Origin of the sequence: Nocardioides pelophilus, assembly GCF_014180685.1 — a bacterium.
Classification (GTDB): Bacteria; Actinomycetota; Actinomycetes; order Propionibacteriales; family Nocardioidaceae; genus Nocardioides; species Nocardioides pelophilus.
In genome coordinates, this window is sequence record NZ_JACEHF010000029.1 from 20,233 (window position 1) to 31,284 (window position 11,052).

Here is an 11,052-nt window from a genome sequence, read left to right on the forward strand (position 1 = left end):
CGAGCAGCTTGGCGGTCGGCGCTGCCGGGGTCGCGAGCACGACGCCGTCGCCGGCCTCGACGCCGCGCACCCCGAGCTGGTCGGTGACGACCTCGAAGCCCTCCGGGGTACGGCGCAGCTCCCGCACCACCACGTCGCGCCGGATGTCGACCCGGCCGGTCGCGGTGAGCGCGGCGGCGATCGCGTCCGGGAGCTGCCACATGCCGCCCGGGATCCCCGCGAACACCGGGGAGGAAGCCGTCGCGGGACCGTCGGGCACGGCGACCTGCTCGCGGGTGAGCAGGTCGACCATCTGCGGGATCGCGGCTCGGGCCGAGATGGCGCGGGCATGCCCGGCATAGACCCCGCCGAGGAGCGGCTCGACCAGCCGATCGACCACCTCGTCGCCGTACCGCTCCGCGACCAGGTCGCCGACCGAGACGTCGCCGTCGACGTGCGGGACCTGCTGCTCGCGAGCGCGGCGCGCCCCCTCGGGCGAGAGGATGCCGCTCTCGTCGAGCTGGTCGAGGTCGAGCGGCGCGCCCATCAACGTCCGCGGGAGCGGCCGCAGCGCACCCCGCGTCCAGATCCGCGAGGTCGCCCCGGTCGGGTGGGTGAGCGGCAGTCCGACCTCCGTCGCGAGCTCGATCCCCTCGGGTCGGCGGTTGATCATCGCCTCGGCGCCGACGTCGACGGTGATCCCGGCGACGACACCGCGCCGGAGCTTGCCGCCGAGCTCGTCGGTCGCCTCGAGGAGAAGTACGTCGAAACCTGCGTCGGCCAGGTCGCGGGCAGCGGTCAGCCCGCTGATCCCACCGCCGACCACGATCATCCGTGCCACGGGAACAGCGTGACAGAACGCCGATCTGCGGTGCACCCGAGACCCGTCTCGCCTACTCTGCGACCGTGGAGTGGTCGTGCGTCGCCTGCGGCTCCGCGGTGCCGGACACCTTCGCCTTCTGCGGTCACTGCGGCGCTGAGCGCTCGTCCGCGGCCGATGGTGGGGCCGAGGTCGACGACGTGGTGCGCGCCCTCGTCGGCGAGCAGCTGCGCGCGGAGCTGATCGAGCACGGTGGTCGCCTCCCGGAGGAGCGCCGACTCGTCAGCGCGCTCTTCGCCGACCTGTCGGGCTTCACGTCGCTCGCCGGCCGGCTGGACCCCGAGACCCTCGCGATGGTCGTCGACCCGATCCTGGCCGGCCTGGTGCGGATCGTGAAGCGGGGCGAGGGACACGTCGGGGCGTTCGCGGGCGACGCCGTGCTCTGCTACTTCGGCGCTCCGACCGCCCACGAGGACGACGCCGTCCGCGCGGTGCGCTGCGCCCACGAGATGCTCGAGGAGTTCCCGGCGCTGTTGGCTGCCGCACCGAAGGAGGCGGCCGACCTCACCTTGCGGATCGGCGTCGACACCGGCGCCGTCATGGCCAGGCTGGTCGCCGGCGACATCCGGACCGACTACAACATCCTCGGCAACTCGGTGAACATGGCGCAGCGGTTGCAGTCGAGCGCGCCGCCCGGGGGGCTCGTCGTGGGTGAGACGACCTACCGCCTCACCCTCGACGACTACGAGTACGTCGACGTCGGGCCGCTGCAGGTGAAGGGCCGGACCGAGCCGCTGCCGGCGTACCGCCTGGTCGGCCCCCTCGAGCGGCACGTGCTGCGGCGGGTCGCGCGCACCGAGCGGGTGCACGGCCGCGACGCCGAGCTGGCCGCGGTCGCCGCTGCCCTCGCGCCGGGACCGGCGCGCGGCATGGCGGTCGTCGCCGATGCCGGCACCGGCAAGAGCCGGCTCCTGCAGGAGGCCAGGGCACGCTCCGACCGGACCTGGTACGAGGGCGGGTGCGCCCCCAACGAGAAGGACCGCTCCTACCGTCCCTGGGCGCACGCCCTCGCCCCGCTGACCGAGGGTCCGATCGAGGACGGCCTCCGGATCCTGCTCGGGCGCGATCTCGACGACGACCTCGACCTCCTGCCGCCGGCGGTCCGCCGTGACGTGGTCGCCCGCGACGTGGCCCGGCTGCTCGTGGCCGCCGCGCCCTGCGTGGTGGTGCTGGAAGACCTCCACTGGGCCGACCGGCCGTCCCTCGACCTGCTCGACGACGTCCTCTTCAACGCCGGTGACTTCAATGCCGGCGATGCGGACGTGCTCGTCGTCGCGACGTCGCGGGAGCGGGTGCCGGCGGCGGCCGAGCTGACCCTCCTCGAGCTCGGACCGCTGGATGACGACGCCGTCGGCGCGCTGGTCGGCGACCTGCTCGGCGGCGCGCCGCCGGACGACCTGGTCGCCGAGGTCGCGCGGCGCTCGGGCGGCAACCCGCTCTACGTCGTCGAGCTCGCCCTCGCTCTTCGCGACCGCGGCCTGGTCTCGCTCGTGGACGGCGACGTCCTGGTCACGGCTGCCGCGGGTCTGGCGCAGGCTCTCGACCTGGTGCCGGACAGCGTGGAGGGTCTGATCGGCGCCCGGATCGACGCCCTGCCGGCTGCCGAGGAGCGCGCGCTGACGATCGCGGCGGCGCTGGGATCCCCGGTCGCCGAGCGGCTCGTGGTGGAGGTCGCTGCCGAGCTGGGCGAGCCGTCCGCGGAGCTGCCCGCGGCTCTCACCGGGTTGCGTGAGGCGCGGATGCTCACCGACGCCGACTTCGTCCACGCCCTGGTGATGAGCACGGCGTACTCGCGGACGCCTCGCGCGCGACGTCGCCGCCTCCACCTCGCAGCCGCAGCCGTGGCCCAGCGGTGCGTCCCGGACGACCAGCTGCCGGGCTTCCTGGCCCGGCACCTCTACCTCGCCGGCGCCGGCGCGCGGGCGCTCGCCGCGCTCGAGCGCGCTGCGGAGGACGCGCTCACCCGCGGTGCGCACGACGAGGCCCTGCTGCACCTCTACCGCGACCTCGAGCTGCGGCGATCCCCCGACGTCGAGCCCGAACGCCGGACCGCGCTCCCCGGCCGCCTGGTGACCACCGGCGAGCTGCTCGAGCTGCTGGGCCGGTACGACGAGGCCGAGCCGCACTTCCGGGAGGCGATCTCTCTCGGGGCGGGCCCGGTCGCCTACCGCGGGCTGATCGGGTCGCTGCGCCGCCTGGGTCGGTACGACGACGTGGTGGCGATCGCCGACGAGGTCATCATGAGCGACGGCGTCGACGAGCCGATGCGGGTCCGCCTGAGCTGGGAGAAGGCCGCAGCCCTGGCGTCACTCGGTCGGATCGACGCGTCGCTCGAGGCCCTCCTGCCCGGCGTCGACGCGGCGTCGGAAGCCCGACAGGACCTGGTGCGTGCGTACTGCCTGATCCAACGCTCCGATCCCGACAACGCCGAGGCGGTCCTGCTCCCTGCGCTCTCGGTGCTCGCCGAGGCCGGGGACACCGCCGCGCTCGTCCACGGGCAGCGCAACCTGGGCTGGGTGCGGTCGCAGCAGGACCGGCACGAGGAGGCCATCGAGATCCTGGAGAGCGCGCTGCGGCTCGCCCGCAGCCAGGGCGTCGCCGAGGAGGTGCTCTCGTGCCTGCTGCACCTCGGTGCCGTCGCCGGGGAGGCTGGCCGGTCCGACCTCGAGCTGCGCTACACCCGCGACGCGGTCACCCACAGCGACCGGATGCGGCACACGTTCCACCGGGTGGCGTCGCGCAACAACCTCGCCAACGCCCTGGTCGAGACCGGTGAGGTCGGGCTCGCCGTACGGGTCGCCACGCGAGCCCTGACTCTCGCGGAGGAGGGTCAGCTCTCGGGGATCATCGGCGCGATCCTGCACACCCGCGGCGTCGCACAGCTCCGCCTCGGCGACCGTGGGGCCGCCGAGGCGGATGCGTTGGCTGCGGAGCCCTTGGTGGCCGGCACCCAGTTCGAGGACGAGGTGCGCGACCTGATGGCGGAGATCAGGGACACGCGTTGATGCGGGCCCGCGGGACGCCCGTGACGGTGTCGTAGCCGCTCCACTGCTCGGCGAGGATCTGCGAGTCGTAGGTCTCCTCGTTGCTGCGGCACCACACCGACGAGAAGCTCGACTTCGAGCCGGACGTGACCGTGATCGTCGCGTTCTTGTAGCCCGCGAAGCTCAGCCGCAGGGTCGGGAAGACGATCTTGGTGCCGGTGCGCACGAAGCCACCCGCAGTGCGGGTGTAGACGGGCTGGAGCTCGGTGTTGTACGCCGACACCGTGCGGCCGTCGTAGGTGAACGTGATCCGGTACCGGTAGTCGGTGAAGGTGGTCGGGCAGCTGGCGGAGGTGAACCCGGACTGCTTGAACTCGGCGTAGATCGGCTTGAAGATGGTGGCGCTCTCGCCCACCACCCGGCTGATCGTGCCGCTGATGATCGGGTCCATGCAGGTCTCACCCTCGGCAGCCCTGGCCGGCGCTGCCGTGGTGGCGTTGAGCAGACCGGCGGTGACGACGGCGACGGCCGACAACACCGCGGCGCGGAGGCGTGTGTGCTTCATGGCGTTCTCGCTTCTGGAGGGAGGTCGTTTCGTTGTCCGAGCGTGGCCGCCGCCGCCTCCTCGCCGAAACGGGGAAAACCCTATGCGCCGAGCGCGGGCGATGACGCCGGTCACACTCGTCGGCGGCATGATGGGCCGCATGTCGACCTCCAACGCGCGCCTGGCTGTCCTGATCGACGCCGACAACACGTCCCCGAAGCACGCCAGCGCCCTGCTCGACGAGCTCGCGACGTACGGCGTCGCCACCGTCAAGCGCGCTTATGGCGACTGGACGACGCCCCAGCTCGGCGGCTGGAAGAGCGAGCTCAACCAGCACGCGATCGTGCCGGTGCAGCAGTTCGCCTACACGACGGGCAAGAACGCCACCGACTCGATGCTCATCATCGACGCGATGGACCTGCTCTACTCCGGCAACCTCGACGCGTTCGCGCTGGTGTCGAGCGACAGCGACTTCACCCGGCTGGCCACCCGGCTGCGCGAGTCCGGCAAGACGGTCTACGGCCTCGGGCTCCGCAAGACGCCGGCGTCGCTGGTGGCGGCCTGTGACCGGTTCATCTACCTGGAGGTGCTGGGCTCCGAGCCGCGCGGCGCGTCCGACGAGCCTGCGTCCGACGAACCGCCGCTGCCGAACCTGCAGAGCCTGCTGACCCGGGCGATCACGAGCACCTCGCAGGACGACGGCACCGTCGGGCTCAGCTCGCTCAGCAACTACCTGCGGTCGCAGAGCGCGTCCTTCGACCCGCGTCTCTACGGCTTCCCGAAGCTGTCCGCGCTGGTGCAGGCGCAGACCTACCTCACCGTCACCGGCAGCGGCAGCGCGATGCAGGTCAGCCTCAAGTCCCGGGCGCCCGCGAAGAAGGCGGCCAAGGAGTCGGGCGCCAAGGAGTCGGGCACCAAGGAACCCGCCGCGAAGAAGGCCACGACGCGGCGGCGCCGCACTACCTGACCGCCCCGGCGCGGGAGTGCACGGCGACCCGAACGGACGACGGCCGGGTCGCGTTGCGGAGCGCCGTCGCCTGGGCGCTGTTGCACGTCGCGCCGATCCCCCAGGTCACCTGGGAGACCGTGCCGTGGCTGCGCAGCGCGCGTGCCACGGCCACGCACCCGTCGCCCACCCAGGCGATGACCTGGCAGTCGGCAGGGGCCGATGAGCGGCGACGGCACTCCTGCAGCGCCCGGGCCTCGGCGCCGGAGCGGTCCGAGAACTGGTAGCCGAAGCCGACCTTCCGGTCGGTGCGGTTGAACGCGATCGCGGCGTAGGTGGTCCGGCCGCGCGATGCTGCCGGACGGTCGTCGTCGGCACGTTCCTCGCCCGGCGAGCCGCCCAGGCTCGACCCGAGCAGCGCGATCGCCACCACCGTCACGACGACGCAGGCGCCCGCCGCGATGCTCCTCCACCAACCCATGACCCGACCGTACGACGTGCCGGGACCGGCCGCAGCCCGACCGGCTACCCGACCGGCTGCCCGACCGACTAGTTGTCGAGCGGGTAGGACTGGACGAACTCGGTCAGCCGGGCGAGCTGGTCGGGGTCGGTCGACGGGATCACGCCGTGGCCGAGGTTGAACACGTGACCGCGGGCGGCCCGGCCGGCCTCGATGATCTCGGCGGCACGGGCGGTCATCACGTCGGTCGGGGCGAAGACCAGCGTCGGGTCGAGGTTGCCCTGGACGGCCCGGTCGCCGACCATCGGGATCGCCGTCGCGAGCGGCGTGCGCCAGTCGACACCGACCACGTCGGCGCCGGCCTCACCCATCAGGGCGAGCAGGTTCGTCGTACCGACACCGAAGTGGATGCGCGGGACGCCGAGCTCGCCCACGCGAGCGAGCACCCGGGCCGAGTGGGGCATCACGAACTGCTCGTAGTCACCGGGGGTCAGCGCGCCGGCCCACGAGTCGAACAGCTGGACGGCGGACGCACCGGCCGCGACCTGCACCTCGAGGAACGCCGCCGAGATGCCGGCGATCTTGCGCATCAGCGCGTCCCAGACGTCGGGCGCGCCGAACATCAGGGCCTTGGTCTTCGCGTGCTCCTTCGACGGTCCGCCCTCGACGAGATACGACGCGACCGTGAAGGGTGCTCCGGCGAAGCCGATCAGCGGCGTGCCGCCGTTGATCCCGGCCAGCTCGCCGACGAGCGTGCGGACCGCGGCGGTGATGAACGGGACGTGCTCGGGCGTGAGGTCGGGGATCGCCTCGACGTCGGCGAGGGTCCGGACCGGGTTGGCGACGACCGGCCCGACGCCCGGCTTGATGTCGAGGTCGACGCCGACGGCCTTCAGCGGCAGCACGATGTCGGAGAAGAAGATGGCCGCGTCGACGCCGTACCGGCGCACCGGCTGGAGGGTGATCTCGGTGACCATCTCCGCGTTCATGCAGGACTCGAGCATGCCGGTGCCCTCGCGCAGCGCGAGGTACTCCGGCAGCGAGCGGCCCGCCTGACGCATGAACCACACGGGGGTGTGCGGCACCGGCTCACCGCGCACTGCCTTGAGGAATGCGCTGTCGCTGAGGTCGTGTGGCTCGCCCATATCCCTCACAGGTTCTCAGGTCGTCCTCGCGCGCGCACATCCGCGTGGCCCCCGCGTGGGGTCGCTCAGGGCGGCGTGCCGCGGTTCCGAACCCGCCGGAGTCTCCTATGGTGGCTTCATGGTCGCTCGCCAGGAGACGCACCAGGGGTCTGGCGCTGCCGGGGAGCCCCCGGAGTTCACCGCTGCTGTGGCGAGCATGCGTCGGGCGGTGCTGCGACCCGAGATCTTCTGCGAGGAGATGCCCGCGCCCCAGCGGATCGCCCCCTACGCCACCGCCCTGTCGGCCGACGTGACCCTCGACGGCGACGAGGTCGCGACCGGCCGGATCGTGGTGCTCCACGACCCGGCGGGCAACGACGCCTGGGACGGTACCTTCCGCTGCGTCGCCTACTGCCGCGCCGAGATCGACCACGCGCTCGCGACCGACCCGATGCTGACCGACGTCGGCTGGACCTGGCTGACCGAGGCGCTCACCTCGCACGGGGCGGAGCACACGGCCCTCTCGGGCACGGTGACCCGGGTCGCCACGGAGAGCTACGGCTCGATGGCGGGTGACGGCGGCTCCGCGCAGCTCGAGGTCCGGGCCTCCTGGACACCGACCGATGCGCCCGAGCTCGCGGCCCACGTCGAGGCGTGGGGAGAGCTGCTCTGCACGGCCGGCGGCCTCGAGCCGGTGCCGGACGGAGTCGCGGTGATGCCGTCGCGACGTGGTCAGCGAGGCACCGCCCTCTGATGCCGGACTCCGAGCCCGCCGAGCCGGCTGAGCCAACCGAGCCAGCCGAGCCTGAGGTCGAGGTCGAGGTCGAGCTGCTCGCCCTCGCCGACGGTCTGCCGCCGGTGATCGACACCGACGAGGCCCTGGCCGAGTACGTCGTCCAGCTGGCCGCCGGCAGTGGCCCGGTCGCGATCGACGCCGAGCGGGCGTCGGGCTACCGCTACTCCAACCGCGCCTACCTGATCCAGATCCGCCGCGAGGGCGCCGGCACCGCCCTGATCGACCCGATCCCGTTGTCGTCGCTCGCGCCGCTGCAGGAGGCGATCGGCGAGGACGAATGGATCCTGCACGCCGCGACCCAGGACCTCCCCTGCCTGGCCGACGTCGGTCTCACCCCGGCCGCGCTCTTCGACACCGAGCTCGCCGGGCGGCTGCTCAACTACCCGCGGGTCGGGCTGGCGACCCTGGTCGAGACCCTGCTCGGCGCCCGGATGAAGAAGGAGCACTCGGCGGTCGACTGGTCGACCCGTCCCCTGCCCGAGCCCTGGCTCGAGTACGCCGCACTCGACGTCGAGGTGCTGGTCGAGCTGCGTCACCTGCTCGCCGACCAGCTCGTCGAGGCCGGCAAGGACGACTGGGCCCGCCAGGAGTTCGACAACCTGCGCTCGTTCGAGCCGACCGTCCGGGTCGACGCGTGGCGTCGTACCTCCGGGCTGCACAAGGTGCGCGGACGCCGCGCGCTCGGCGCGGTCCGCGCCCTGTGGGAGGCCCGCGACCAGCTCGCCCGCGAGCGCGACGTGACGCCCGGGCGGTTGATCCCCGACTCGGCGATCGTCGCCGCGGCGACCGCGATGCCGACCAACCGCGGCGCGTTGATGTCCACACCGGGTTTCCACGGACGCGGCGCCTCCCGCTTCGCGCCGCTCTGGCTGGACGCGATCAAGGCGGCCGCCGAGATGGACGAGGCGGACCTGCCCACCCGCACCCCCCGCACCGACGGCCCACCGGCGCCGCGCGCCTGGGCCGAGAAGAGCCCGGTCGCCGCACGTCGGCTCGAGCTGGCGCGGGCCGCGGTCGCCGCCCTCGCCGAGCAGCACCAGCTGCCGGCCGAGAACCTGCTCACCCCCGACCACCTGCGCCGGGTGATGTGGGAGCCGCCGGCCACCCGCGACCCCGTCGAGCTCCTCGAGCAGATCATCGACCAGCTGCGGGCCCTCGGGTCGCGGAGCTGGCAGATCGGACTCACGGCGTCGGCGCTCGCGCGGGCGGTGATCGACGCCGACGCGAAGATCAAGCAGGCCAAGCAGGCCAAGCAGGCCAAGCAGGCGAAGCAGGCGACACCGGCCGAAGAGCCGGAAGAAGCCGACGAGGACGTCTCCTAGGAGGACTCGTCGGTCGGGCCGGGCGACTCGCTCGGCTCCTCGGGCTCCTCCGGATCGAGCACCGCCTTCGACTTCTCGTCGATCGTCTCGAGATCGGCGTCGAGGTCCTCGAGCAGGGGCTGGGTGAGCAGCCGCTGCAGATCGGGGTCGACCGCAGCCTCCAGCTCGGGCCAGGTGTCGATCAGCGGCGGCAGCACGATCGAACGGGTGGAGTTGACGAACGCGCGGGCGTTCGTCGGCTCCAGCCCTGGCTGCAGGAAGGCGTCGGAGAACGCGATGTCGATCTTGGTCGGCATGATGGACCCGGTCGCGGCCATGGTGGTGACGGCCTCGTCGCTCAGCAGGTGGACGAGGAAGTCGGCCGACTGCGCCACCCGCTCCTGCGGCCCCTCGGCGACACAAACGCCGGTGAGGTCGCCGACGGTGGCGTCGTCGTCGAGCTCGGGCATCGGCATCACGTCGAAGTTGAGGTCGGGGGTCTGGCGCAGGACCGGCGTCAGGTCACGGAAGCCGGCGATCATCCCGAGCCGACCCTCCTGGAACCACTCCAGGGCCGACTTCTCGATGACCTGCCGGTTGGTGAGGGTGATCGTCGGGTCGCGCAGCACCTCGAGCGTCTGGCGGAGCGAGTCGGCCGAGTCCTCGTCGGCCAGCGCGAGCGACTTCGGGTCCTCGTCGTCGTCGAAGAGCTGGCCGCCGCCGGCGTACACGAACGGCGCCATGCCCCTCAGTGTCGGTTGGATGTAGACGCCCTTGGAGTCCTTGCGCGGCCGGGTCGCGAACTCGGCCGCGGCCCGGAACATCTCCAGCGTCCAGAACTCCTTGTCCTCCGGCGGGACCGGCAGCTCGCGGGCCGCCATCCGCTCGAAGTCGATCAGGTCGGTGTTGTAGTAGATGACCATCGGCGAGCTGGCGTAGGGCATGCACTGGAGGTTGTCGTCGGCCGAGAAGGCCGAGATCGCGTCGCGGGCGAACTCGTCGCCGAACGCCACGCCGCGGGCGTCGAGCAGGTCGAGCAGCGGCCGGTTGCGTTCGGCCTCCAGGGTCTCGGCCAGCTCGTCGCGGGGCAGCAGGTAGAGGTCCGGGGTGACCTCGCCCGACCTGATGTCGGCCAGCATCGAGGACGCATCGGGCCACGCCTCGACATGGACGTCGACGACCTCGGACTCCAGGTTGTAGGCGGTGACGACGTCGCGATAGGCCGCGACCTCCGTCTCGTTGCCCCACACCGCGAACACCAGACGCGCCATGCCGCTCGACGGGGTCGAGGGGGTGCCGCCGCCGTTGTTGCGCGTCGGCCCGTCGCCGTCGGAGTAGAGGAGCATCGCCACCACGACGCTCACCGCCACGACGACCACGGCGACAAGCGTGCGCCAGTCGAAGCGCCCCAAGCTGAACATCGGTTGCGGTCTCTCCCCTGGTTGTCGTGCCGGCCGCCCACCCTACCCAGCGGTAGGGCCCGAACGCCCATCGATATGTGCGAGGGGTCCGGAATGCAGCGCACATCACCGACCGTCCCCTAAACTCAACCCTTGAGTGCGCCGGGTCGCGGCAGCCCCGGGTCCCAAATTCAGCCGCTCCGAGCGGCCACGCGCCGTGAGGCGCTCCCGGCCCGGCGCACTTGATCAGCCGCAATGACCAGGCAGGTGGTCAGGCAGGTGGTCAGCCCAGCCCACGTTCGAGCTCGACGTGCGCAGCCGACTCGAGCTGCTCGGCGAGGCCGAGCATGCGTCGTACGGCGTCGTAGCTGGTGCCGGGCAGGGCCGCCCGGCCGGTCGCGACGACCCGGGCGAACGCGGCGGCGCGGAACAGGACGTCGGCGAAGTCACCGCCGGCGATGCCGCGCAGGACCGCGTCGATCATCGAGCGCAGCTCGTCGGGACCGGGCGGGTCGGCGACGCCGGCCACCACCCGGGCGACCTGGGCGGCGTCGCGGCCGGCTTCGTACTCGCGGGCGACCGCCGCCGGGTCGGCGTAGACCCACGACCGGAGCAGGTAGAGCCGCCACAGGCAGCCG

General features: G+C 72.5%; 9 protein-coding genes and 1 pseudogene. 4 read left to right on the forward strand and 6 right to left on the reverse strand.

Annotated elements, in window-relative coordinates:
- A partial coding sequence (locus H0488_RS23985; protein WP_246371619.1) for a protoporphyrinogen/coproporphyrinogen oxidase occupies positions 1 to 811 on the reverse strand: 811 nt, incomplete at its 3' end.
- 74 nt (positions 812 to 885) lie between these two features.
- On the opposite strand from H0488_RS23985, the gene H0488_RS08015 reads away from it, so the two are divergent.
- Positions 886 to 3,864: an adenylate/guanylate cyclase domain-containing protein gene (locus tag H0488_RS08015; protein ID WP_183098758.1), complete on the forward strand. Its 2,979-nt coding sequence runs from the start codon at positions 886 to 888 to the stop codon at positions 3,862 to 3,864.
- Here H0488_RS08015 and H0488_RS08020 read toward each other — a convergent pair.
- Positions 3,848 to 4,408: a hypothetical protein gene (locus tag H0488_RS08020; protein WP_183098759.1), complete on the reverse strand. Its 561-nt coding sequence runs from the start codon at positions 4,406 to 4,408 to the stop codon at positions 3,848 to 3,850. The two genes, H0488_RS08015 and H0488_RS08020, sit on opposite strands and share 17 nt — an antisense overlap.
- 139 nt (positions 4,409 to 4,547) lie before the next feature.
- Here H0488_RS08020 and H0488_RS08025 point away from each other — a divergent pair, with 139 nt between their 5' ends.
- Entirely contained in the window at positions 4,548 to 5,354 is an 807-nt protein-coding gene (locus H0488_RS08025) for an NYN domain-containing protein (RefSeq protein ID WP_183098760.1), read from the forward strand.
- Here the strand turns inward: H0488_RS08025 and H0488_RS08030 are convergent.
- Together H0488_RS08030 and hemE are read right to left on the reverse strand one after the other, a co-directional pair.
- Complete coding sequence (locus tag H0488_RS08030; protein WP_183098761.1) at positions 5,347 to 5,814, reverse strand: DUF4189 domain-containing protein; 468 nt, start codon at positions 5,812 to 5,814, stop codon at positions 5,347 to 5,349. The genes H0488_RS08025 and H0488_RS08030 overlap by 8 nt on opposite strands.
- 68 nt (positions 5,815 to 5,882) lie before the next feature.
- Complete coding sequence (gene hemE / locus H0488_RS08035) at positions 5,883 to 6,938, reverse strand: uroporphyrinogen decarboxylase (protein WP_183098762.1); 1,056 nt, start codon at positions 6,936 to 6,938, stop codon at positions 5,883 to 5,885.
- A gap of 118 nt (positions 6,939 to 7,056) precedes the next feature.
- Between hemE and H0488_RS08040 the strand changes: the two genes are divergently transcribed.
- The gene (locus H0488_RS08040) at positions 7,057 to 7,671 is read left to right on the forward strand and encodes a DUF3000 domain-containing protein (RefSeq protein ID WP_183098763.1); all 615 of its coding nucleotides are present in this window, start codon (positions 7,057 to 7,059) and stop codon (positions 7,669 to 7,671) included.
- A complete protein-coding gene (locus H0488_RS08045; protein WP_183098764.1) occupies positions 7,671 to 9,035 on the forward strand; it encodes an HRDC domain-containing protein in 1,365 nt (454 codons plus the stop codon). Before H0488_RS08040 ends, H0488_RS08045 begins: the two co-directional genes overlap by 1 nt.
- Here the strand turns inward: H0488_RS08045 and H0488_RS08050 are convergent.
- On the reverse strand, positions 9,032 to 10,435 hold the full coding sequence (locus H0488_RS08050; protein WP_183098765.1) for an extracellular solute-binding protein: 1,404 nt from the start codon (positions 10,433 to 10,435) through the stop codon (positions 9,032 to 9,034). The two genes, H0488_RS08045 and H0488_RS08050, sit on opposite strands and share 4 nt — an antisense overlap.
- A gap of 262 nt (positions 10,436 to 10,697) precedes the next feature.
- Positions 10,698 to 11,052: pseudogene (locus H0488_RS08055) on the reverse strand (hypothetical protein); the annotation flags it as partial.

Bases quoted from the DNA above. Each gene is read 5' to 3' on its own strand.
- H0488_RS08040 (WP_183098763.1), top strand. From the start codon at position 7,057: ATGGTCGCTCGCCAGGAGACGCACCAGGGGTCTGGCGCTGCCGGGGAG.
- H0488_RS08025 (WP_183098760.1), top strand. From the start codon at position 4,548: ATGTCGACCTCCAACGCGCGCCTGGCTGTCCTGATCGACGCCGACAAC.
- H0488_RS08050 (WP_183098765.1), bottom strand. From the start codon at position 10,435: ATGTTCAGCTTGGGGCGCTTCGACTGGCGCACGCTTGTCGCCGTGGTC.
- H0488_RS08030 (WP_183098761.1), bottom strand. From the start codon at position 5,814: ATGGGTTGGTGGAGGAGCATCGCGGCGGGCGCCTGCGTCGTCGTGACG.
- H0488_RS08020 (WP_183098759.1), bottom strand. From the start codon at position 4,408: ATGAAGCACACACGCCTCCGCGCCGCGGTGTTGTCGGCCGTCGCCGTC.
- hemE (WP_183098762.1), bottom strand. From the start codon at position 6,938: ATGGGCGAGCCACACGACCTCAGCGACAGCGCATTCCTCAAGGCAGTG.
- H0488_RS08045 (WP_183098764.1), top strand. From the start codon at position 7,671: ATGCCGGACTCCGAGCCCGCCGAGCCGGCTGAGCCAACCGAGCCAGCC.